This window comes from Bradyrhizobium sp. LLZ17 (assembly GCF_041200145.1).
Taxonomy (GTDB): Bacteria; Pseudomonadota; Alphaproteobacteria; order Rhizobiales; family Xanthobacteraceae; genus Bradyrhizobium.
The window spans coordinates 7,515,602-7,536,733 of record NZ_CP165734.1 but is presented as its reverse complement, the minus strand read 5'-3'; the positions used below and the strand labels follow the sequence as shown (position 1 = coordinate 7,536,733).

Genomic DNA, 21,132 nt, shown 5'->3' with positions numbered 1-21,132 from the left:
GCTAATGATGAGGTCGGCGCAGTTTTCGCGCCGACTTCGGTCCCTCGCGGGGTCCATTCAATGACGGATCTCTTGAGCTTGCCCAGCTGGGCTGACAAGAAATATCTCCACGCGGTGGTCGAGACGCCGCGTGGAAGCTCGTGCAAGCTTGATTTCGATCCCAAGCTCGGTGCGTTTACATTGGCGAAGCCGCTCATGGCGGGGCTCACCTACCCCTATGATTGGGGCTTCATTCCATCCACCAAGGCGGAAGATGGGGATCCTCTCGACGTCCTGATTATTCACGACGCCAGGACGTATCCCGGCGTGGTTCTCAAATGCAGGCCGATCGGAATACTCGAGGTCGAGCAGAAGAGCCAAGGCCGCGTGGAAAGGAATGACCGCGTCTTCGCGGTGCCCGACCGTTCATCCCTCGAAGCCGATCTCCGGGATGTTCGGGATCTGCCATCGCATGGCCGCGAAGAGCTTGAGCAGTTCTTTCGCGCAACCAATGTATTGGAGAACAAGGAGCTCAGCTTCCTGGGCTGGCACGGTCCAAACCGTGCGATCAAAACCATTCGCCGGCTGTCCCGGTAAGCCTTAGGGAATGACGCCGCATCGGCAGATTGAAAACCCCGCTTCTGCCTCAAGCAATTGGAACCACTCTTTCCTAAAGCCATTCTTCAGGGCGGCTTATGGAAACCACGACGTCATGTTCGAAGATCTGCGTGCACTCGCTCAGCCAGGGGCGCTGATCGCTACCGGCCTCGTCCTCCTGCTCTTCGCAGCCGGCGATGCGGCGATCATCATCGCGGTCAAGGGATGGCCGCCGCTCTAGCTTCGCGGCAACCACGCCACGCGGTCGTAGATAGGAACCTTTGTACCTGCTGCAGGTTCCGAGGAGGCGGAGCGTCTGTACCACCCATGCCAGCTTGGATGAGATCGGGTCTTGTATTTTTTGCGGTTTGGCCCCTCTGCGCCTGTGCCGGGCGGCAATCTGCGTTGGACCCTCACGCGCTGCAATCCGGAGACATTTTCCGTACGTTTGTCGGCTTCCTGGCCGTCGCAGCGGTCGTCTGGATTGCCGTTGTGGCGGTTCTCGCCGCGGGGCTGTGGCGCCAGCGCACACTGTCCCGAGACCCACTTGCACTCGATCCGCCGTTTGAAAAACGCGCCGGCCAAATTGTCCTTGGACTCGGCATCGCAACGATCATCATCGTGCTTGCGCTGTCCCTGGTCAGCTACGCCGGACAACGCAGCGTGTTCGCGAAGGACCCCAACGCACTCACCCTGAAGATCACCGGGCATCAATGGTGGTGGGGAAGTCAGCTATGAGGCGGATAGCCCGCATTTGAGTTTCATCACGGCCAACGAGATTCGGATCCCGGTCGAGCAGCCCGTGAAAGTGCAGCTGGAATCGGCCGACGTCATCCACAGTTTCTGGATCCCAAGTCTCACGGGAAAAATGGACCTGATCACAGGCCAGCAGAACGAGATCCAGTTTACGGCGAAGACGCCTGGCGTCTATCGCGGCCAATGCGCCGAGTTTTGCGGACTGCAGCACGCGCACATGGCGTTCGCGGTGATCGCGCTGCCGCAAGACGAGTTCAAGCGCTGGCGCGATCACGAGAACCAGAGCGCAGTCAGCCCGAGCGACCCGCTGGCAAAACAGGGCGAACAGCTGTTTCGCGCTCGCGGCTGCGCGCTCTGTCACGCCATCCGCGGCACCCTTGCCGGCGGCCAGCTCGGTCCAGACCTGACGCATATCGGCAGCCGCACCACAATCGCCGCGGGTACGTTGCCGCTCAATTCAGCGACCCTGGGCGCGTGGCTCGCCGACCCCCAACACATCAAGCCCGGCAATCTCATGCCGCAGATGCCGTTGCAGTCAGATGAACTCATCGCGATCCACCATTATCTGGAGCAGCTCAAGTGACTCTGGTCGCCCAGCACAGCGAATTGCGCGACGACGCTCTGGACGGGCTGCAACTCGCGACGCGGCTCGACAGGATCTGGCGAACCCCGTCTGGCTTGATCGGCGCGCTTGCATCGGTCGATCACAAGGTCATCGGCCGGCGCTACATCCTCACGGCGTTTCTATTCCTGTTTCTGGGCGGCATTCTCGCGCTCCTCATGCGCGCTCAGCTCGCCGGCGCAGAGAAACACGTTCTGTCGGCAGACCTCTACAACCAGGTCTTTACGATGCACGGCTCGACCATGATGTTCCTGTTCGCCGTTCCCGTGATGGAGGCGTTCGCTGTCTATTTCGTGCCGTTGATGGTGGGTACGCGGAATATCGCATTTCCGCGCCTCAATGCCTTCAGCTACTGGATGTTCTTGTTCGGCGGACTCTTTTTGTGGATTTCCTTTCTTTTCAATGTCGGCCCTGATGTCGGCTGGTTCGCCTACGCCCCCTTTCGAGCCTCCAGTTCACGCCCAGCAAACGCGCCGACGTCTGGGCGCAGATGATCACGTTTACGGAAGTCGCCGCGCTTGCTGTCGCCGTAGAGATCGTCGTCACCGTGTTCAAGCTGCGCGCACCCGGCATGACGCTCGATCGCATCCCGATCTTCGTCTGGTCGATGCTGGTGACCTCCTTTCTCGTGATGTTTGCGATGCCGTCCATCATGATCGCCTCGACCTCGCTGATCCTCGACCGGCTCGTCAACACGCATTTCTTCGATCCGGCGGCCGGCGGTCACGTGCTGCTGTGGCAGCATTTGTTCTGGTTTTTCGGACATCCCGAGGTCTACATCATCTTCCTGCCTGCGACCGGCATGGCCTCCATGATCCTCGCCACGTTCGCGCGCAGGCCGGTGATTGGATATCCCGTGATTGTCCTTTCCCTGATTGCGACCGGCTTTCTGTCGTTCGGGCTGTGGGTGCACCACATGTTCGTGACCGGACTGCCGCAGCTTGGCGCCGCGCTGTTCACGGCCAACAGCATGCTCATCGCGGTTCCGAGTGGCTTGCAGATCTTCTGCTGGCTCGCAACGTTGTGGGATGGCCGACCGGTTTATCGGACGCCGCTATTGTTCGTGCTCGGCTTCATCGTGATCTTCGTGATCGGCGGCCTTTCAGGCGTGATGGTGGCCTCGGTGCCGATCGATACCCAGGTGCACGACACTTACTTCGTGGTGGCTCACTTCCACTACGTACTGATCGGCGGGGCGGTGTTTCCGCTGCTCGGGGCCGTCTACTACTGGTTCCCGAAGATCAGCGGTCGCTTGATGAGCGAGAGGCTGGGGCGGTGGAATTTCTGGCTTGCGTTCGTGGGCTTCAACCTCGCGTTCTTCCCGATGCACTTTCTCGGACTGCTGGGCATGCCGCGCAGGGTCTACACTTACACGCCCGACATGGGTTGGGACCGGTTGAATCTGCTGTCGAGCAGTGGCGCCGCGCTTTTCGGCCTCAGTTTCGTCCTGCTGATTGTAAACGCGTTCGTCAGTGGGCGCAGAGGTGCGCTGGCCGGCAACAATCCCTGGGGCGCCTCCACGCTGGAATGGGCAACGACTTCACCGCCGCCGTCCTACAATTTCGAGCGTATTCCCGCGGTGGACCATCGCGAGCCGCTGTGGTCCGACACCGAGAGCATGCGGGTCGTAGCCGGTATGAGCGTGGAGCACCGCGAGGTGCTGCTGACATCGCTTGCGGAAGCCGATCCGCAGGTCCGCGAAGCTTCGCCGGAGCCAAGCATCTGGCCCCTGCTCACCGCGCTCGCCACCACGGTGTTCTTCATCGGCTCCATCTTCACGCCCTGGGCCGTGCTCTGGGGTACGCCTCCGATGGCCGTCGCCCTGATCGGCTGGTTCTGGCCGACCGGCAGCAGGGAGGACGAGGAGTGAAGCAGCAAATCGTTCAGAACGTCGGAGAGTTGCCGACCTACGGTTTCGGCCCACGGAGCGGGCCGTGGTGGGGCGCGATGGGTTTCATGGCGCTCGAGGGCATGGGTTTTGCGATCGCCGTCGGTGCATACCTTTATCTGTATGCGGTGAATCCAACCTGGCCGATCGGAGCGGCGCCGCCCGACCTTTGGCCGGGCAGCGTCGAGACCGCGCTGTATCTCCTCAGCATCATCCCGAACCAGTACACCAGCCGTGTCGCGCATCGCCAGGATCTGCCGAAGGTCCGTGCCTGCCTGATCGTGATGTCGCTGATCGGAATCGTGCTGCTGGTCTTGCGCGGATCTGAATTCGCGCATCTCAACACCAGGTGGGACAATTCGGCCTATGGCTCCATCGTCTGGCTCGTTCTCGGCCTGCATACGACGCATCTGGCGACCGACCTCGCCGACACGATCGTTCTGACGGTGCTGATGTTCACGTCCCACGCAAAGCCGCGCCGGTTCAGCGACGTCACTGACAACGTTTTCTACTGGAATTTCGTCGTCCTGGCATGGCTGCCTCTGTACGTCCTGCTCGATTGGGTGCCAAGGCTATGAGTACTCCTGAGCAAAACTCAAAGCTGCTTTATTGGGCCGGCGTGGCTCTGGGGCCGGTCGCCTGGGCTACAAATTCGCAGGCCGCTTACGCCATCACACATTTCGCCTGCCACAAGACGGCGTCCAGCGGCCTGGTGGTAGGGGCCATTTTGATGCTGGTCGCTCTGGCCGGCTCGCTGCTGTCAGCGCGGGCGATTTATCGCGGTGCCGGATCGGAATGGGCCGACGCTCAGGGCGGCGGCCCCAGAACGTTCATGGCCTGGCTCGGCGTCGGCAGCGGCATCCTGTTCGCGCTCGTGATCGCAAATCAACTCATGGCGGCTTCCATGGTCAACTCATGCCTGCGCTGATCGCGGTTCTGCTGTTTGTCGGGTGGCTGCCCTCGTCCGCTGCCGCGCACGGCCTGTCCGACGTGATCGATCCATCGTCGTTGTGGAGCTACGACCCTTGGCTGCTCGGCCCGCTCTATGTCGTCGGCATCAGCTTTTACATCGGAACGCAGCGGCTCTGGCATAGCGCCGGCGGTGGGCGTGGAGTGAGCTACGGTCGGGTCGCCGCGTTCTGGACCGGATGGCTGGTCGTTGCGCTCGCGGTCACGTCACCTCTTCACTGGATCGGCGAGCGCCTGTTCACCGCGCACATGGTCGAACATGAACTGCTGATGCTGGTCGCTGCTCCGCTGATGGCCTGGGCCAGGATCAACGGCCCGATGTTGTGGAGCCTGCCCTCAAAGCTGCGCGCCCCGGTCGGTCGCGTCTTCAGCACAGGGCCGTTGGCGGCGGCCTGGAGCTTCCTCAGCCACCCTGTCAGCGCAACGGCATTGCACGGGCTTGCGCTCTGGATCTGGCACGCACCGCCTCTGTACGCATGGGCTCTGGAGAACGTGGCGGTCCATCGTCTGCAGCATGTCAGCTTTTTTTCGACAGCGCTTCTGTTCTGGTGGGTGCTGTTCTACGGCCGCGGTCCGGGTCGCAGCGCGCGGCTGCGCGACGGGATCGGCATCGCATGTCTGTTTGTAACGGTGTTGCATTCCGGCGTGCTCGGCGCGCTTTTGACCTTGTCGACACGGGTGTGGATTCCCGGCCAAGGCGTTCTCGCGGCGGATTTCGGTCTGTCAAAGTTGGAAGACCAGCAGCTTGCAGGCATCTTGATGTGGGTGCCCATGGGAGCGCTCTACACCGGCGCTGCGCTGGTGTTCGCCTATCGCTGGCTCAGCATGAGCGAAACGCCGTCCTCTCACGCCTCCTATCGAATGCCCGGAATCGGCTAGGAACCGCTGCTTTCGCCCGACGTTCGTCGCAGGGGTTAACGGTCATGACGGGAGAATGCATGAGCAACCGACGCGCAATGGTTGGATTTATCCTGGTGATCTGCTGTCTCGGTCCGTCGGCATCGCCGGCGGAGGATCAGCCGAGCTCCCCAATGTCCTGCCCGGTCGACCATAACCAATTGGCCGATGTCCTCAAGAAGAGCGTCAAGCCGTCGGGAGGCCCAAGCAACGGTGGATTTGACAACAATGAGTGGGCGGCCGTCGTGAACCGCGAAGGCGTCGTCTGCGCGGTTGCTTACAGCGGCGACAAGGCGGACGATCAATGGCTCGGCAGTCGCGCCATCGCAGCAGAGAAGGCGAACACCGCCAACGCGTTCAGCCTGAAGAACAAGGCGATGGCGAGCGCCAATCTCTATGCGGGCTCCCAACCCGGCGGAATCCTGTTCGGCGCGGGGCTGAGCAATCCGCCGTCGCCGGACGTGATCTATTCCGGCCGACCGGAGGACTTCGGCACCGCGCATGATCCGATGGTCGGCAAGCCCGTGGGCGGCGTGATCGTGTTCGGCGGCGGCCTTGCGCTCTACGACGATCACGGCATTACCGGCGCGATCGGGGTCAGCGGCGACAGCTCGTGCGCGGATCACAACGTCGCCTGGCGCACGCGCCATTATCTCGGGCTCGATCACGTTCCGGCAGGCGTCAGTCCCAACATGAAGGACGCCATCATCTACGACATCGGGCCAGACGGCAAAAGCCCATCGGGCTTTGGTCACCCCAAATGCAACGGCAAGGAAGACCAGATCGCAACCGATCTCGGTGCCGGGGTGTCGGGAAACGTCGTGAGATAGGTTTGCCCGGCGGCAGGTTAGGAACCAACAGCTGAGGAAACCTTTGTACGTCCGCGGTTGGCCTGCGGCAGGCGCGGACCATACCCCGTCGTGGAGACGTTTACATATGTTAGCGCGGGACTTGAGGCGTTCGCTGATCGGAATGTTGGGCCTTGTCTTGATCACTGGAACGTTGCTGCCCGCGGCTTCAGCCCAAACCGATCTGATCAGCCGCATGAAGGATCCCGCACAATGGCCGATGGCGGCGCGGGATTATGCCAATACCCGCTACAGCGAACTCGATCAGATCAATGCAGGCAACGCGTCTCGCCTGCAGCTTGCCTGGACATTCTCGATCGGAGCCGATCGCGGACAGGAGGCCGCGCCTATCGTCGTCGACGGCACGATGTATGTGGTCGGCCCGTATGCGGGCCCCTACCCCAACCGCGTGTTCGCGCTCGACGCGACGACAGGCGAGTTGAAATGGTCGTATGCGCCGAAGCCAGAGCCCGCCGCGGCCGGCGTTGCCTGCTGCGACGTGGTCAATCGCGGACTTGCCTTCGATAATGGCAAGGTCTTTCTCAACACGCTCGACAACCACACGGTTGCGATCGATGCGGGCAGCGGCAAGGAGCTCTGGCACACCAAACTTGGGGAGATCAACAAGGGCGAAACGATCACCATGGCGCCGGTGATCGTCAACGGAAAGATCCTGGTCGGCAACAGCGGCGGTGAGATGGGCGTTCGCGGCTGGGTGACGGCGCTGGACGAAAACACCGGCGCCATCGTCTGGCGCGCCTACGCAACAGGGCCGGACAAGGACGTCCTGATCGGCGATGATTTCAAGCCTTTCTACGACAATCTCAAGGGCCAAGACCTCGGGGTCAAGAGCTGGCCGGCTGATCGCTGGCAGGTTGGTGGCGGCACGATGTGGGGCTGGATTTCCTACGACCCGGAATTGAAACTGATCTACTACGGTACGGCGAACCCAAGTCCGTGGAACGCCAACCAGCGCAGCGGCGACAATCTCTGGAGCACCACGATCTTCGCAAGGGATCCCGACAACGGCCGGGCCAAATGGGCCTATCAGGTCAATCCGCACGATCTTTTTGACCACGATGAAATCAACGAAAACGTCCTTGTCGACCTCGAGATCAACGGGAAGCCGCGCAAAGCGCTGATCCACCCGGGGCGCAACGGCTACATGTACGTGATCGACCGCGCGACCGGCGAGGTGATTTCCGCGGACGCCTACGAGTTCGTCAACGCTTACAAGGGCGTCGATCTGAAGACGGGGAAGATCATTCCCAATGACGAGAAGACGCCTCTGCTCGGCAAGACCATCGAGAACATCTGTCCCTCTGCGCCTGGCGCCAAGGATTGGCAGCCGAGCGCCTGGTCTCCCCGAACCAAATTGCTCTACGTCCCGCATCAACATCTGTGCATGAATTTCAAGGCGTCTCAGGTCGGCTATATCGCCGGCACGCCGTATGTCGGTGCTGAAGTCGACATGTTCGCGGGTCCGGGTGGCTACCGTGGCGAGTTCATGGCGTGGGACCCGGTCGCGCGCAAAAAGGTCTGGGAGATTCACGAGAAGCTTCCGGTCTGGAGCGGTGCATTGGTCACGGCCGGAGATGTCGCGTTCTACGGCACGATGGACCGACTGTTCAAAGCCGTCGATGCCAAGGATGGACATCCGCTCTGGCAGTTCAGGGCGGGATCCGGCTTTATCGGTCAGCCGGTTTCCTATCGCGGCTCGGACGGCCAGCAATACATCGCCGTTCTGTCAGGCGTCGGTGGTTGGCCGGGCGTCGTGGCAAATGCCGAGGTCGATCCCCGCGTGCGCAACGCTGCGCTTGGCTTCACGGGCGCGACCCAGGATTTGCCGTTCTACACCGCGGCCGGCAGCGAGCTGCTCGTCTTCAGGTTGGGTAATCCAGCGCAGGACAACAATCATGCGCCGGCTCAGTAAGGGGGCGACGGCGGCGCTTGCGACTACGGTCCTCTTGACCAGCCGTATCATCGCTGCGTCTGCTTCCGAGCTTCGGGTGTGCGCCGACCCAAACAACATGCCGTTTTCCAACAGCGCCGAGCTCGGATTTGAGAACCGGCTTGCGGCCATGATCGCGGACCATCTGGGCAAGCAGGTCGCCTACACCTGGTGGGCGCAGCGCCGCGGATTCATCCGAAACACCTTGAAAGCCGGCAAATGCGACGTGGTGATGGGCGTGCCCTCGACCTACGATCTGGTCGAGCCGACGATTCCTTATTATCGGTCGACCTACGTTTTCCTGTCGCGCCAGGATCAGCATCTCGATGTCGCTTCCCTGCTCGATCCAAGGCTGCGCAAGTTGACGATCGGGGTGCACCTGATCGGCGATGACGGCAACAATGCGCCGCCGGCGCAGGCACTCGGCGATCAGGGTATTGTCGACAACGTGCGTGGCTACTCGATCTATGGCGACTATCGCCAGGCAGATCCACCGGCGCGATTGCTCGAGGCGGTCGAAGATCGGGAGATCGACGTTGCCGCCGCATGGGGGCCCTCGCCGGCTACTTCGCCAAACTTTCGCCGGTGCCTTTGACCGTCACGCCGATCCGGGACGGGGACCGGTTTGCACCCCAGCAATTCCAGTTTTCCGTTTCGATGGGCGTGCGCAAGGGTGATCACGCCCTGCGCGATCAGCTCAATACATTCATCGTCGACCATCGCGCCGAAATCGCAACCCTCCTGCGTGATTACGGCGTTCCCTTGGTGGAGATGTCGGAAACCGCTTCCGGAGGACATTAGATGCCCCTGCGTCCCTTCAGGATTGCCATTGCTCTGCTCGTGGTCATCGCCGGCAGCGGATCATCCATCGGCCAGCAGACCCTGCCACAATCGCAAGAAGCCGAGACGCCGACGCTCGCGCCCCGGCCTAATTTTGGCGAGAGTGTCGGCAACGGCAGGCCGGGCGTTTTCATGCAAGTGCCGGTCACCCACCTCTTCCCGGGTGCACAGCCCAGCAGCCCGGCCATCAAGAATCCTGCACAGGGAGACCCGAAGGCACTCGAACGCGGCATGACGTATTACGTCAGTCTCAACTGCGTCGGGTGTCACGCGCCGAACGGTGGCGGCGGGATGGGGCCTGCGCTCAGCAATAGTCTTTTCATCTACGGCTCGCAGCCAGAGAACATCTATCTCTCCATTTACCAGGGCCGCCCGAACGGCATGCCGGCGTGGGGCGCGGTGCTACCAGATTCGGTGATTTGGGATCTCGTGACCTATATCGGCAAGATCAGCAACGAGCCGATCCATCAATGGGGTCGAACATTCTCCGCGAGCCCGCTGTCGCCAAATGTCGAGCAGGTCCCGTCGGAGCAGGTTTCGACCAGCGATCCCTGGTCGAGCACCAAAGGATTCAGCTTCGGCCAAAAACCATGAGTGAGACGGAGCGCCCGATGATCTGCTTCTCTGCGCCCCGCGATACGCGTCTTCTGATGATCCTGCTGCTCGGCTCCGTGCTCACCGCTTGCGGTCCGGGCAAAGCTGCCGGCCCGGTCAATTTCACCGGTGACGCCCGACACGGTGCCGAGCTGATCCGCCAATACGGTTGCGGCGGTTGTCATGACATTCCCGGTATAGCGGGCGCTGACGGCAATGTTGGCCCACCGCTACATCGTATCGGCACCCGCACTTACATTGCAGGCTTCGTGCGAAATTCTCCCGAGAATATGGCGTTCTGGATTCAGGAGCCGCAGAAGGTCCTGCCGGGCAATGCCATGCCGAGCATGGGCATTCCGCAGAAAGATGCGCGGGACATTGCCGCCTATCTCTACACGCTAAAATAGCCTGTTCCGGCAGCCATCACGCAAGGACGACTTGCTCCAGCGCAGCCCCGTGAAACGCGATCCTAGATGAAGGGCTTGCCTCCGGTCACAGCGACCGTCGTGCCAGAGGTGTAGCTCGAAAGAGGATCGGCCAGCATGACGTAGGCCGTTGCGAGCTCGGCCGGCTGCCCGGCGCGCTTCAGGGGCACTTGTTGACCGAAATTCTTGACCGTCTCCTCCGGCATCGTAGACGGAATAAGGGGTCCAGATCGGACCGGGCGCAACCGCGTTGGCCCGAATGCCCTTCTCCGCCAACATCTGGGCGAGTCCACCGGTGAAGTTCTGGATCGCGCCTTTGGTGGTAGCATAGGCAAGCAGGGTCGGGTTCGGCATGTCTGAATTGACAGAAGCCGTGTTGATGATGGCGCTTCCCGGCTTCATGCAAGCGACCGCCGCCTTGGTCAAATAGAACATGGCGTGGATATTCGTCTCGAAGGTCCGTTGCCATTCCTCGTCGCTGATGTCGGCGATGTCTTTGAAAGTGTCCTGGTGCGCCGCATTGTTGACCAGGATGTCGAGCCCGCCAAGTTCGTCGACGGTCCGGCGAACGACGCTACGGCAATGTTGGGCGTCGCGGATATCGCCGGAGATAAGAACGGCCTTGCGCCCTTCTCGCTCGACCAGAGCTTTGACCTCGGCGGCGTCCTCGTGCTCATCCAGGTAGGCTATGGCGACATCCGCGCCCTCGCGCGCGTAGGCAATCGCAACCGCCCGCCCGATCCCGCTATCCCCGCCCGTGATGATTGCCTTCTTGCCGGCGAGACGGCCGGCGCCCTTGTACGTCGCCTCACCATGGTCGGGCCGTGGGTTCATCGCTTTGGTCGAACCGGGCATCGATTGTTTTTGCGGCGGGTATGGCGGCTTTGGATAGTTGGTCATGTCAGGCTCCGGCTGTTCGGCTGACTAACTTGTGCTGTCCGCAAGGCGTTCCTTCTCTCTGGCGGCAGATCTGCAGGAGAGTCGGGCCGAGCCCTCGCGGGCCTGGGAACACCACCACGAGCGTGACGTTCATAGCGATCAGCCTATCGCGGCATCAATTCTCGCTACGCATACGCGCGCTGGACGAGCCCATCGGTAGGGATGGCGGCGGCAGCCATGTTTGGGAACTTTGCTTGGGAACTTTTTTCCCGAAATCAGGTTCTGCGTTCGGGAGCGAGAGATGACCAAAGCGGACGTTACAGAGCCCTTCTTGAAGAGATTGAGGGTCAGCACCGAGATCGACGAGGAGGACGAGGGTGCGATCAGAACGCTCCCGATATCAGTCAAATCGATGGCCAGCGGCGAGCCGATCGTATCCTTCGGCGATCGGCCGTCGGCGTGCTGCCTGGTCGTCGATGGATTCGTGCTGCGATCCAAGATCGTCGGGACCGGGCGCCGTCAGGTTCTCGCATTCCACCAGCCAGGCGACATCCCTGATCTGCAGAGCCTGTTTCTTCACGTCATGGATCACGATGTCAGCGCATTGGGAAATAGCGTCCTCGGCTTTATCCCGCATGCGCCGCTGCGCGAGCTGATCAAGCGCCGACCGAATATTGCTCAGGCGCTTTGGCGCGACACCCTGACCGATGCCTCGGTTTTCCGCGAGTGGATCTGCAATGTCGGCCAGCGGGACGCGACGAGCCGCGTGGCACACTTGGTACTCGAGCTCTATACCAGATTGGCGGCGATTGGACGCACGGACGGCCGGTCCTACAGCTTTCCGGCAACGCAAGCACTGCTTGCTGACGCCGTGGGAACGAGCGTGGTTCACATGAACCGTGTGGTCCAGGAATTGCGCAGCAGAGGTCTGCTCGATCTCGACAGAGGCCGCATCACGCTGCTGAACGAAGCTGGATTGAGGAGATAGCCGACTTCGACGCGCTCTATCTTCATTTGGATCCCTCGCTCTGAAATGCGCTATTATTTCGATATTCGGGATGACTTCTTTGCCGTGTCTGACGACGAGGGAGCCGAGCATGCCAGCGTCGAAGCTGCGAGGAAGGAAGCTATTGCCACGGCGACCTCGATAGCGAGGGACGTGTTCGCCTCAAAGGGATCGCAGGTGACCGTGACCGTAAGGACCGAGGACGGGCCATTGTTTGAAATGACTGTAACACTTGGCCTGAAAGAGCTTGGGTGAAGGCCCCCGATTGGCCAAGACACAGGCTGCCGCCGATGGCGCGCGCCGTGCGCGGCGATATCGTTCCACCGAGGCACCTCCGCAAGCCGGAGCAACGCGAGAAGGCGGTCAGGAATCGATCGTCAGCTGCCGTTCAAGGTTCGCCGCAGTGTCGGCGCAACGGAGTCTCTTGAGAAGCTCTTCCTTCTCTTTTCCATCAGTCGCCGCATCTGCCTGTTTACGGACTCTCTCGGAAAACTCCGCTATTCGCTCCTGAAGGGAGGTCGTCTGCTTAAAACGTCGTCGTTGCATTGCAGTACTTCTCACGCCTGTTCAACAGTAAACCTACAGCCCGCCATTTCAGATGGCATCTACATAGGTTAACGGATCAGCCAACGAGATCCGAAGCCGACGGCGCCTGAAGAGGCAGTCCGTTTTCGTTGACACGAGCGCCTGCCGATCTGTGAAATTCTTCCAGCGGACTACTGTTTCTGTGCTTCGACCTCGAAGGCAAACCTGACTTGCATCACCGGCCCGGCGTCGTCCCGAACCTCGATAGCCATGCGGTGTCCGCCACCAACGAGAGGAGCGCTATGGACGGCATCCCGGGCCATATCGGCCAGCGATATCGCGGCCTCCGCTTGAACCGCGCCTATGTTGGGCAGCTCCAGCCCTTCTTCATCAACGGCGAGGTCGTCACCGTCGCGCAGATCGAAATAGAAGCGCGGCATCACCGGGCGTCTCCCTCGCTCATTCGGTGAGCCTAAGCAGTGGCCAAGCGTTCGTTCCTATGTCCGACGCAAATATCGGAAATGCCACTGAATGCCAGAACCCCTGACCGCTAAAGCGGCGCGTGTGCGCCGCGATCGCTGACGTATTGCGGAAGCTGCGCGCCACTTCGACGACGCCTCTGACACTACCGCCACATGGTCGGGGCGTCCGAGAGCGCCTTTCGCGCGACGGCCTTCAGACCTTCGACCGAGATTTCGCCGCGGTTGGCGGATTCGAACAGCTTCGAGGCCACATGGGCTCTCGTAGCGGCTTCGTCGCCGGACATGCCTGCACAAACCTCGTCGAGGATCGTCCGCAACAAGGCGGCTGTTTGGGCATCAAACATGTGGGCTTCCCCCGTTGTCGGGCCGATTATGCACGAAACCGGCAAGTTCCGGATTCGCACATGTTAAAGCCCGGCCCAGCGCGGCCGGTGGCGGCCGCCAGGCCTGCTCTCATCGCTTGCTCATCGGGCGCGTACCCGACCAGTTCGCCGCCAATCGGCGTCTCCATGAAATGACGGTCGCAAATCCGGCGGCGGCTGACAGAAAGGCTGCGAGGAACGGCCGCCTGGCCCGCCCGTTGCCGTTGCCGTTGCCTGACGACGGAGAGCGTTCAAAGAGGCCGCATGAGCAAGCCGAAAGACAGCATCGCCGGGACCACCAAAGAGCTCGTCGGAGAAATCCTGGGCGACGGTCGACTTGCCGCGGAAGGCGCGCGTCAGAAGTCAGAAAGAAACGACAGCATGACGCAACCACCCGATCAGGGCATCACGCGAGCGGGGCGCGGTGAGGAACAGCCTCAAGACAAGGAGCGTGCACAGACTGCTCCGAAGACACAGCCTGGCCACATGCCGCGTCAACCGGTCCAGAAGGACGCTCAGGACGACAAGAGGTGATGGGCAAGTTCTTTCTGACGATCGTGGCGATCATTGTCGCGCGGCGCGTCACGCTCGCTGCCTGAGCCGATCCGGGGAACAGATTGCATTCGGGCAAGGCCGAATTTTCCGCATCACCCGGTGGACAATTGACGGTCGAGATCGGCGGCGGTATCGGCAGCACAAAGCTTTTTAAGAAGCGCTTCCTTGGTACTCTTATCGGCCGCGTTGTCAGCTTGCTTGCGGACGTCCTCTGAGAATTTTGCGATGCGGTCTTGAAGCGATGTTGTTTGCTTGAAGCGGCGTCGTTTCTGCATTGGCACTCCTCTCGTGGCTTCGTGAGAAGGCTATCGCGCCGGCGCGCCGCTGACGTCTACATAAGTTAACCGGAAGGACGAACACATCGCTCGTCGCCGACAAAAAGGCCCGGATCAAACCGGGCCGTTGTCGTTACCAGTAGCCGTATGGCCCATAGTAAGAGCGATAATATCGTGGCCCGTAGTAATAGCTCGGACCGTAATAGGCATAGCGACGTGGCCCGTAATAGGCGTATGGACCGGGATAGTAGCCGGGCCCATAGTAGTAAGGCGAAGCAGCCGCAACAGCTCCCAAGGCCAAGGCGCCGGCAGCAAGTCCGAAGCCAAGACCGGGACCGCCCCATCCTCCATGCCAGCCACCGTGCCAACGCGCTTCGGCTGGTGCTGCGGTTACGGCCGATATCGCGCCTGCCGCAAGAGCGGCAATAACGAGTTTTCGCATCACTGTCCTCCTGTTCAAGGTGGATTCACAATGCGATTCCGGCAGAGGTGTTCCTAAGCCGAGGGATTCCGCGGGGAAACAGGCGTTAGTCTTGGGGCAGATTGGCGAGGCCCCGAGTGAAAGGCCGGAAGCCGCGGAACGAAGCTGCCGGGCTGGAACGTACGCCATCCCGTCAAGAGGAACTTCCGCCGAGCTCCAGCAGTTTCGCTCAGTCTAATCATTCCGGAGTTCGGCAATGCATAGCCGTATATCAGTGCGGCAGGCGCCGCTGTTGGTCGCGACCGCCATCATCCTCGCGCTCATGGGGCTTGTACTTGCCGCCGGTGGAATCTGGCTGGTCCTGATTCACGGGTCCTTCTACTATCTCATCGCCGGGCTGGCACTGCTCGCGGTGGCGTGGCTCCTCTTCCGAAGGCGGGCCGAGGCGTTGTGGCTGTATGCGGCGCTGTTGCTCGCAACGCTGATCTGGGCCATCTGGGAAGTCGGCCTGGACTTCTGGTCGCTGGCCCCGCGGGGCGATGTTTTGGTCCCGATCGGGATCTGGCTGCTGCTGCCGTTCATCAGCTCGCATTTGGCTGGCCGCCGACGAGCGGCAGCCTCGGGATTGGGATTGGTCCTGATTGTTGCGGCCGTCGTACTTGGTGTTTCCTTAAGCTCGGATCGCAAAGCGATAGCGGGAGCGCTCGGCGCCGAGAACGCGAATGCCGCGGCAGGCGCACCATCGCCGGCCGACGCCGCATCCGACTGGACCGCCTATGGTGGCAGCGGCTTTGGCACACGCTATTCCAGCCTGCGGGAGATCAACACGGGCAATGTGAAAAATCTCAAGCTCGCATGGGAGTTCCGTACCGGAGACGGCAAGGGCCCGGATGACCCCGATGAGATCACCAACGAAGCCACGCCGCTCAAGATCGGAGACCTGCTTTACACCTGCTCGCAGCATCAGATCGTGTTTGCGCTCGAAGCCGCCACCGGCAAGCTGCGCTGGAAGTTCGATCCGCAGATTGCGCGCAACAAGACATTCCAGCACATGACCTGCCGTGGCGTCTCCTATCACGAGACGAAGCAGGGCGCGGCCACCGCGGACGGAACACCCGCGCCGGCGGACTGCCCCAAGCGCATCTTTCTGCCGACCGATGACGGGCGAATGTTTGCGCTCGATGCCGAAAGCGGCAAGCCCTGTGAGAGCTTTGGCGATCACGGCCAGATCGACCTGAAACAGGGAAGCGAGATCAAGACGCTCGGCTTCTACGAGGGCACCTCGCCTCCCGTCGTGACCGACAAGATCTTGATCATGGGCGGCTCCGTAATCGACAACTATTCCGATCGCGTGCCTTCGGGCGTGATCCGCGGCTTCGACATCTATTCCGGAAAGCTGATCTGGGTGTTCGACTCCGGCAATCCCGATCCGAACGAGATGCCTTCGGCTACCCACCACTTCACGGCTGGCTCGCCGAATTCATGGTCGATCTCGGCGGTCGACGAGGGCTTGGGGTTGGTCTACGTGCCGCTCGGCTCGAGTTCGCCCGATATCTGGGGCGGCAATCGAAAGCCGGACTACGAGCGATATGACTCCGCGCTTGTCGCCCTCGACATCAACACGGGCAAGCTACGCTGGTCGTTCCAAAACGTGCATCACGACCTCTGGGACATGGATATGCCCTCGCAGCCGAGCCTGGTCGATCTGCCCATCGGCGGCGCGGTCACTCCCGCGATCTACGTGCCCGCGAAGACCGGCAACATCTTCGTGCTTGATCGCCGGGACGGTCATCAGCTGGTCCCGGCGCCCGAGCAACCCGTACCGCAAGGTGCGGCCCCTGGCGACCGACTCTCGCCGACACAGCCGTTCTCCGATTTGAGTTTTCGTCCGCGGGAGAACCTGACCGGCGCGCAAATGTGGGGCAGCACGATGTTCGACCAGCTCGTCTGCCGGATCAAATTCCGCCGGCTGCGCTATGAAGGCCCGTTTACGCCGCCTTCCGAGCAGGGCACGATCGTGTTTCCAGGCGATTTCGGCATGTTCGAATGGGGCGGCATCGCCGTCGACCCTCACCGCCAGATTGCTATCGCCAATCCGCAGTCGATCCCATTCATCTCGCGGTTGGTGCCGCGCGGAAAAGACAATCCAGCGGCGCCGACCGCGTCGCATCCGCCCGGGACCGAACTTGGTGTGCAGCCAATGTATGGTACGCCCTACGGGGTGGACCTCGGAATCTTCCTGTCGCCGCTCGGAATACCCTGTCTGGCGCCGCCCTGGGGACTCTTGCCGCGATCGACCTGAAGACCAACAAGATCATCTGGCAGCATCGGGTCGGGACAATTCGCGACGAGGCGCCGCTGCCGTTGCCCTTCAAGCTAGGCGTGCCGATGCTCGGTGGTCCGATGATCACGGCGGGCGGCGTCGCATTCCTGACGGGCACCATGGACGATTACATCCGAGCGTTCGACATCAGCACCGGCCAGCAATTGTGGGAGGACCGGCTTCCCGCCGGCGGGCAGGCCACACCGATGACGTATGAGGCCGGCGGCAAGCAGTATGTGGTGACCGTCGATGGCGGTCACGGCTCGTTCGGCACTAAACTCGGCGATTATGTCCGGGCGTATGCACTGCCCGGCAGCGGCTGGTCTGATCACCGTCGCCATGTTGACGACAGTGTCGATGGGCAGCCACGACGAGCCGTTCCCGATTGGCGCGAACAGCGCTTACTGCCGCGACCAGTGCCCGCGATGCGAGCGTGGGCGTACTGGAGAGAAGGGCTGAACCGGCTCACGGTAGGCTCCGCGCCAAGACGCATCCGCATATCCGTAGCCGGGCCAGCCATAGCTGGGCAATTCGACGCCCTCGAAGACGGCGCCGGCCGAATAACCTCCCATCGCGGGTCCAACCGCGCCGCGGGCCTGCATCGGTGCTGCGGCCGCGAACAGAACTGCGAGTGTCGTCAGAAAAGGTGCCGTGCTCTTCATCTTTGCTCTCCGCAAATGGCTGCCGTGGCTGCGTCCCCAGCAGGTCTCGTTCATGAAGCGGGCGAGTAACGAGCCTGAATGTCGGACGTTCCTATGTCCACCCAATCCCCAGCCTCCACGCCCACGCCAGAGCTCGCGGCAATGCCGGCCGTTCAAAAAAACGCTCATATCTATCCTGGGTTAGTTTCGAAGGCGCCGGGCTGTCGGTGAGCGGCGGGGCGCACCTATTCGGCAGCGGCCTGAGCGGGGGCCGCGGCGGCTCGCATAGCCAGGCTGACCGCGATCAGCACGATGAAGTTCACCGCCAGCGCGATGATGCCGATATTGAGGTCCTGCACCTCTGTCGGCAGCCAGGATAGTTTGTGCAAGTTGAGGCCGGTGAGGCTGACGATGGCGACCGTGGCGACACCGGCGAGGATGCCCGCGGCTGCGCCCTCGCGCGTCGCGATGTTGCGCTGACCGAGGCTGAGCACCAGCGAAGGAAACAACTGTGTGACCAGACTGTATCCCATCAGCAGGAGAGCCACGATGGTTTCTCCGCCTCTCAGCGTGAAGAACACCGCCACGAGCGCCACCACAGGCACCAGAAGCTTTGCCACCCGCGAGACCTGTCGATCGTCGGAGGACGGGCTGAGCACGCGGTAAAGATTGTTGGCAATCAGCGTCGCAGTGGTCATCAGGATCATGGAGCCGGGCACCAACGCAGTGAGCACGCCGGTGGCCCCGATCACACCGACGAACCACGGATCGAATGTTTTGACCGACAGCTTGAAGAGCGCGAGATCGATGTCCGGGCCGGTGAGCCCGGGCACCTGCAGGATGGCGGCGAAGCCGACGAAGAACACGAACAACAAGATGAGCTGATACAGCGGCAGCACGATCGCGTTCTTGCGGATCACGGTCGCGTTTCTGGCGGTATAGATCGAGCCGAAGCTGTGCGGCCACATGTAGAAGCCGAGCGCGGTGAGCAGCACGGTGGAGGAGAACCACCACAGGCTTTCCCCATGCGGCGGCAGGACCGTAAAACCGGGCCTGGCTTGCTCGATGGCCTCAAACATCGCCCCGAGCCCACCATAGTAGTGCGACGGAAGGTAGAGGCCGAGAAACACCACGATGACGAGAATCAGAATGTCCTTGGCCACCGCGGTCCAGGCCGAGCCATGCACGCCCGACACCATGACGTAACCCGCCACGACGACAGCGCCTGTCCAGATCGCAACCGTGGAGGAGATCGCGCCATAACCGGCGATTTCGACGATAATTCCGAGCCCCTTGAATTGGAGCACGAGGTAGGGAATCAGCGCCACAATATCGACGAGCGTCACGATGATGCCGAGCGCCGGACTATCATATTTACGCACGAAGAAGTCCGACTGTGAGTAAAGCCGGTGCTCCTTGGCGTAGCGCCAGATCGGCGGCAGCATGAAATACGAGAGCACGTAGGCCAGCGTGCCATAGCAGAGGATGTAATAGGCCGGCGCGCCCTTGCCGTAGGCAAAGCCGCTTCCGCCGAGAAACGTGAAGGTGGTGTAGATCTCTCCTGCAAGCAGCAGGAAGACGAAAACGGCGCCGAAACCGCGGCCACCCACCGTCCACTGCTCCAGGTTCATGTCCTTCCCGCGCTGCGCGAGAAAGCCGAGGGTGAGAGCCAGCAACGCCGCAGCCGCGATAAAGGGCAGCGCGCCGTTCACGGCTCGCTCTCCTGGTTAGCCGGATCGACGGCGTAGATCACGGCCATGATGAGCGACGTCAGCACAATCCAGGCCACGATCCAGACCAGCAGGAACGGCAGGCCGAAGACAAGCGGGTGCACCCGGTTGACGAAGAACGGACCGGCCACGAGAGCGAGGAACGGCGCGACGGCGAGCCAGCGGATTTGGCGCATGGGCGAACACTCTTGCTGTGGCGAAAACCTGCCCGTTCCGCAAAAGTTCCTTCGCCCTGTAATAATGCTGAGATGGGCGCTCACTCGCCTGCGATTGTACGGCTCCGCAAGGCTTCACCGAACCTGGTCCTTGAAGCGGCTTAACCGCACGACCCGCTCCAATGTCAGCCCCTGCACCACGATCGAGAATACGACCACGGCGTAGCAGATCGCCAAAAGTCCACTTTTCCATTCGCTGGAACCGATACTCAGCGCCAGCGCCACCGAGATGGCTCCGCGCAACCCGCCCCAGGTCAGGACGGCGATTGCGGGCCAACGGTTCGGATTCCTGGCATGAAGCCACAACGCGGTGCCGACGATACTTGCGGCTCTCACGAGCAGACTGAGGGGAATCGCGAGTGCCATGACGACCAAGGTCGAGCGTTCGAGACGAGCCAGCCCAAGCATCTCGAAACCGATCAACAAGAACAGCAGCGAGTTCAGGATCTCGTCGACCACCGACCAAAACAGAGCAAGATTGCGGCACGTCTTCTCGCTCATCGCCTCGCGTCGTCCGCGGCTGCCGATTAAAAGACCGGCAAGCACGACCGCAATCGGACCGGAGGCGCCGAGACTGCTGGCGAGCACGTAAGACCCACTCGCCAAAGCCAAGGACATCGTGATCTCCAACGGGTAGTCGTCGATGCGCTTCATCGCCAGATAACCGATCCAGCCGGTCGCAGCGCCGACGATGAGACCGCCGCCCATCTCACGCAGGAAATCAAGGCCGATGGAGCCGAACGTAGGATGTTTCCCGACCGCATAGGCTAGCGTCGCCTGAAACAGGACCACCGCCACGCCGTCGTTGAACAGGCTCTCGCCCGCCATCACCGCCTGCAAATGCTTGGAGAGTCCCACTCGCGACAGTATCGACCCGACCGCCACGGGATCTGTTGGCGCGAGGATGGCCCCGAGCACGAGGGCCCAGGAGAGCGGCATCTGCACCCCAGTGAGGGCGAAGGCGAAGTAGATCCCCACCCCGAACAACACGGTCGCAATCACCACCCCCGCGGTCGCCAGAAGGAAGACCGTGATCTTGCGGGACCACAATGCGGAAACATCGACCTGCAAGGTGCCGGCAAAAAGCAGGAAGCACAGGACGCCGTTCAAGAGCGTCTCCGGCAGCTCCCGGACACCCAAAATATCCTGGAGCGCCAGTCGCAAATTCAGAGCAGGGAAGAGAGCGCCGAGGGCGATGACAACAAGCGAAGCAATGAGCGCGACCACCGTCAGCCCGATCGTGCCGGGAAGCCGCAGAAGCATCCGGTTGAGAAGTCCGAACGTGGACGCAAGGCACAACAGCACCGCTATGAAAGAAAGTGGCGACATGCCCTCGCCCGTTCACCGGCCCG

The 21,132-nt window shown here is 61.6% G+C and carries 21 protein-coding genes and 4 pseudogenes; 17 read left to right on the top strand and 8 right to left on the bottom strand.

Annotated elements, in window-relative coordinates; genetic code table 11:
- Positions 1 to 114 precede the first annotated feature (114 nt).
- The 13 genes and pseudogenes from AB8Z38_RS35835 to AB8Z38_RS35775 all read left to right on the top strand — a co-directional run bounded on the left by AB8Z38_RS35835 (position 115) and on the right by AB8Z38_RS35775 (position 10,348).
- Positions 115 to 576, top strand: coding sequence for an inorganic diphosphatase (locus AB8Z38_RS35835; protein ID WP_369722242.1), 462 nt, complete (start codon positions 115 to 117; stop codon positions 574 to 576).
- A gap of 115 nt (positions 577 to 691) precedes the next feature.
- Positions 692 to 817 carry a hypothetical protein gene (locus AB8Z38_RS35830; RefSeq protein ID WP_369722241.1) on the top strand — a complete coding sequence of 42 codons (126 nt, stop codon included), beginning with the start codon at positions 692 to 694 and terminating at the stop codon, positions 815 to 817.
- 164 nt (positions 818 to 981) lie between these two features.
- Complete coding sequence (locus AB8Z38_RS35825; RefSeq protein ID WP_369722240.1) at positions 982 to 1,314, top strand: hypothetical protein; 333 nt, start codon at positions 982 to 984, stop codon at positions 1,312 to 1,314.
- A gap of 16 nt (positions 1,315 to 1,330) precedes the next feature.
- Complete coding sequence (locus tag AB8Z38_RS35820) at positions 1,331 to 1,915, top strand: c-type cytochrome (RefSeq protein WP_369722239.1); 585 nt, start codon at positions 1,331 to 1,333, stop codon at positions 1,913 to 1,915.
- A pseudogene (gene ctaD, locus AB8Z38_RS35815) lies at positions 1,912 to 3,824 on the top strand (cytochrome c oxidase subunit I). Before AB8Z38_RS35820 ends, ctaD begins: the two are co-directional and overlap by 4 nt.
- Positions 3,821 to 4,420 carry a cytochrome c oxidase subunit 3 gene (locus tag AB8Z38_RS35810; protein ID WP_369722238.1) on the top strand — a complete coding sequence of 200 codons (600 nt, stop codon included), beginning with the start codon at positions 3,821 to 3,823 and terminating at the stop codon, positions 4,418 to 4,420. The pseudogene ctaD and the gene AB8Z38_RS35810 overlap by 4 nt, the downstream one beginning before the upstream one ends.
- The gene (locus AB8Z38_RS35805) at positions 4,417 to 4,770 is read left to right on the top strand and encodes a hypothetical protein (RefSeq protein WP_369722237.1); all 354 of its coding nucleotides are present in this window, start codon (positions 4,417 to 4,419) and stop codon (positions 4,768 to 4,770) included. The genes AB8Z38_RS35810 and AB8Z38_RS35805 overlap by 4 nt, the downstream gene beginning before the upstream one ends.
- Positions 4,758 to 5,690, top strand: a complete 933-nt coding sequence (locus tag AB8Z38_RS35800; RefSeq protein ID WP_369722236.1) for a cytochrome c oxidase assembly protein — start codon at positions 4,758 to 4,760, stop codon at positions 5,688 to 5,690. Before AB8Z38_RS35805 ends, AB8Z38_RS35800 begins: the two co-directional genes overlap by 13 nt.
- 77 nt (positions 5,691 to 5,767) lie before the next feature.
- Complete coding sequence (locus tag AB8Z38_RS35795; protein WP_369726689.1) at positions 5,768 to 6,538, top strand: heme-binding protein; 771 nt, start codon at positions 5,768 to 5,770, stop codon at positions 6,536 to 6,538.
- Positions 6,539 to 6,680: 142 nt separating this feature from the next.
- Positions 6,681 to 8,489: a PQQ-dependent dehydrogenase, methanol/ethanol family gene (locus tag AB8Z38_RS35790; protein ID WP_369722235.1), complete on the top strand. Its 1,809-nt coding sequence runs from the start codon at positions 6,681 to 6,683 to the stop codon at positions 8,487 to 8,489.
- A pseudogene (locus AB8Z38_RS35785) lies at positions 8,473 to 9,308 on the top strand (substrate-binding domain-containing protein). The gene AB8Z38_RS35790 and the pseudogene AB8Z38_RS35785 overlap by 17 nt, the downstream one beginning before the upstream one ends.
- The gene (locus tag AB8Z38_RS35780) at positions 9,309 to 9,941 is read left to right on the top strand and encodes a cytochrome c (protein WP_369722234.1); all 633 of its coding nucleotides are present in this window, start codon (positions 9,309 to 9,311) and stop codon (positions 9,939 to 9,941) included.
- 56 nt (positions 9,942 to 9,997) lie between these two features.
- On the top strand, positions 9,998 to 10,348 hold the full coding sequence (locus AB8Z38_RS35775; protein ID WP_369722233.1) for a cytochrome c family protein: 351 nt from the start codon (positions 9,998 to 10,000) through the stop codon (positions 10,346 to 10,348).
- 62 nt (positions 10,349 to 10,410) lie between these two features.
- Here AB8Z38_RS35775 and AB8Z38_RS35770 read toward each other — a convergent pair.
- A pseudogene (locus AB8Z38_RS35770) lies at positions 10,411 to 11,266 on the bottom strand (SDR family oxidoreductase).
- 391 nt (positions 11,267 to 11,657) lie between these two features.
- Between AB8Z38_RS35770 and AB8Z38_RS35765 the strand changes: the two are divergent.
- Positions 11,658 to 12,233 (top strand): Crp/Fnr family transcriptional regulator, encoded by a 576-nt coding sequence (locus AB8Z38_RS35765; RefSeq protein ID WP_369722232.1) that lies wholly within the window; start codon positions 11,658 to 11,660, stop codon positions 12,231 to 12,233.
- Positions 12,234 to 12,278: 45 nt separating this feature from the next.
- Positions 12,279 to 12,506 (top strand): hypothetical protein, encoded by a 228-nt coding sequence (locus AB8Z38_RS35760; RefSeq protein ID WP_369722231.1) that lies wholly within the window; start codon positions 12,279 to 12,281, stop codon positions 12,504 to 12,506.
- A 461-nt stretch (positions 12,507 to 12,967) separates the two neighbouring features.
- Here AB8Z38_RS35760 and AB8Z38_RS35755 read toward each other — a convergent pair whose 3' ends face one another.
- Together AB8Z38_RS35755 and AB8Z38_RS35750 are read right to left on the bottom strand one after the other, a co-directional pair.
- Positions 12,968 to 13,216: a hypothetical protein gene (locus AB8Z38_RS35755; RefSeq protein ID WP_369722230.1), complete on the bottom strand. Its 249-nt coding sequence runs from the start codon at positions 13,214 to 13,216 to the stop codon at positions 12,968 to 12,970.
- 185 nt (positions 13,217 to 13,401) lie between these two features.
- Positions 13,402 to 13,602 (bottom strand): hypothetical protein, encoded by a 201-nt coding sequence (locus tag AB8Z38_RS35750; protein WP_369722229.1) that lies wholly within the window; start codon positions 13,600 to 13,602, stop codon positions 13,402 to 13,404.
- 282 nt (positions 13,603 to 13,884) lie between these two features.
- On the opposite strand from AB8Z38_RS35750, the gene AB8Z38_RS35745 reads away from it, so the two are divergent.
- Positions 13,885 to 14,154, top strand: a complete 270-nt coding sequence (locus AB8Z38_RS35745) for a hypothetical protein (protein WP_369722228.1) — start codon at positions 13,885 to 13,887, stop codon at positions 14,152 to 14,154.
- 113 nt (positions 14,155 to 14,267) lie between these two features.
- On the opposite strand, the gene AB8Z38_RS35740 is transcribed toward AB8Z38_RS35745, so the two are convergent.
- Together AB8Z38_RS35740 and AB8Z38_RS35735 are read right to left on the bottom strand one after the other, a co-directional pair.
- The gene (locus AB8Z38_RS35740; protein WP_369722227.1) at positions 14,268 to 14,450 is read right to left on the bottom strand and encodes a hypothetical protein; all 183 of its coding nucleotides are present in this window, start codon (positions 14,448 to 14,450) and stop codon (positions 14,268 to 14,270) included.
- A 133-nt stretch (positions 14,451 to 14,583) separates the two neighbouring features.
- Positions 14,584 to 14,892 carry a hypothetical protein gene (locus tag AB8Z38_RS35735; protein ID WP_369722226.1) on the bottom strand — a complete coding sequence of 103 codons (309 nt, stop codon included), beginning with the start codon at positions 14,890 to 14,892 and terminating at the stop codon, positions 14,584 to 14,586.
- 235 nt (positions 14,893 to 15,127) lie between these two features.
- Here AB8Z38_RS35735 and AB8Z38_RS35730 point away from each other — a divergent pair.
- Positions 15,128 to 17,511 (top strand): annotated as a pseudogene (locus AB8Z38_RS35730) (membrane-bound PQQ-dependent dehydrogenase, glucose/quinate/shikimate family); the annotation flags it as partial.
- Positions 17,512 to 18,080: 569 nt separating this feature from the next.
- Here AB8Z38_RS35730 and AB8Z38_RS35725 read toward each other — a convergent pair.
- The 3 genes from AB8Z38_RS35725 to AB8Z38_RS35715 all read right to left on the bottom strand — a co-directional run bounded on the left by AB8Z38_RS35725 (position 18,081) and on the right by AB8Z38_RS35715 (position 21,109).
- Positions 18,081 to 19,547: a sodium:solute symporter gene (locus tag AB8Z38_RS35725; RefSeq protein ID WP_369722225.1), complete on the bottom strand. Its 1,467-nt coding sequence runs from the start codon at positions 19,545 to 19,547 to the stop codon at positions 18,081 to 18,083.
- Positions 19,544 to 19,741: a DUF3311 domain-containing protein gene (locus AB8Z38_RS35720; RefSeq protein WP_369722223.1), complete on the bottom strand. Its 198-nt coding sequence runs from the start codon at positions 19,739 to 19,741 to the stop codon at positions 19,544 to 19,546. Before AB8Z38_RS35720 ends, AB8Z38_RS35725 begins: the two co-directional genes overlap by 4 nt.
- Positions 19,742 to 19,855: 114 nt before the next feature.
- Complete coding sequence (locus AB8Z38_RS35715) at positions 19,856 to 21,109, bottom strand: cation:proton antiporter (RefSeq protein ID WP_369722222.1); 1,254 nt, start codon at positions 21,107 to 21,109, stop codon at positions 19,856 to 19,858.
- Between the last annotated feature and the right edge of the window lie 23 nt (positions 21,110 to 21,132).

Bases quoted from the DNA above. Each gene is read 5' to 3' on its own strand.
- AB8Z38_RS35830 (WP_369722241.1), top strand. From the start codon at position 692: ATGTTCGAAGATCTGCGTGCACTCGCTCAGCCAGGGGCGCTGATCGCT.
- AB8Z38_RS35805 (WP_369722237.1), top strand. From the start codon at position 4,417: ATGAGTACTCCTGAGCAAAACTCAAAGCTGCTTTATTGGGCCGGCGTG.
- AB8Z38_RS35800 (WP_369722236.1), top strand. From the start codon at position 4,758: ATGCCTGCGCTGATCGCGGTTCTGCTGTTTGTCGGGTGGCTGCCCTCG.
- AB8Z38_RS35795 (WP_369726689.1), top strand. From the start codon at position 5,768: ATGGTTGGATTTATCCTGGTGATCTGCTGTCTCGGTCCGTCGGCATCG.
- AB8Z38_RS35790 (WP_369722235.1), top strand. From the start codon at position 6,681: ATGTTGGGCCTTGTCTTGATCACTGGAACGTTGCTGCCCGCGGCTTCA.
- AB8Z38_RS35780 (WP_369722234.1), top strand. From the start codon at position 9,309: ATGCCCCTGCGTCCCTTCAGGATTGCCATTGCTCTGCTCGTGGTCATC.
- AB8Z38_RS35775 (WP_369722233.1), top strand. From the start codon at position 9,998: ATGATCCTGCTGCTCGGCTCCGTGCTCACCGCTTGCGGTCCGGGCAAA.
- AB8Z38_RS35765 (WP_369722232.1), top strand. From the start codon at position 11,658: ATGGCCAGCGGCGAGCCGATCGTATCCTTCGGCGATCGGCCGTCGGCG.
- AB8Z38_RS35760 (WP_369722231.1), top strand. From the start codon at position 12,279: ATGCGCTATTATTTCGATATTCGGGATGACTTCTTTGCCGTGTCTGAC.
- AB8Z38_RS35755 (WP_369722230.1), bottom strand. From the start codon at position 13,216: ATGCCGCGCTTCTATTTCGATCTGCGCGACGGTGACGACCTCGCCGTT.
- AB8Z38_RS35750 (WP_369722229.1), bottom strand. From the start codon at position 13,602: ATGTTTGATGCCCAAACAGCCGCCTTGTTGCGGACGATCCTCGACGAG.
- AB8Z38_RS35745 (WP_369722228.1), top strand. From the start codon at position 13,885: ATGAGCAAGCCGAAAGACAGCATCGCCGGGACCACCAAAGAGCTCGTC.
- AB8Z38_RS35740 (WP_369722227.1), bottom strand. From the start codon at position 14,450: ATGCAGAAACGACGCCGCTTCAAGCAAACAACATCGCTTCAAGACCGC.
- AB8Z38_RS35735 (WP_369722226.1), bottom strand. From the start codon at position 14,892: ATGCGAAAACTCGTTATTGCCGCTCTTGCGGCAGGCGCGATATCGGCC.
- AB8Z38_RS35720 (WP_369722223.1), bottom strand. From the start codon at position 19,741: ATGCGCCAAATCCGCTGGCTCGCCGTCGCGCCGTTCCTCGCTCTCGTG.
- AB8Z38_RS35715 (WP_369722222.1), bottom strand. From the start codon at position 21,109: ATGTCGCCACTTTCTTTCATAGCGGTGCTGTTGTGCCTTGCGTCCACG.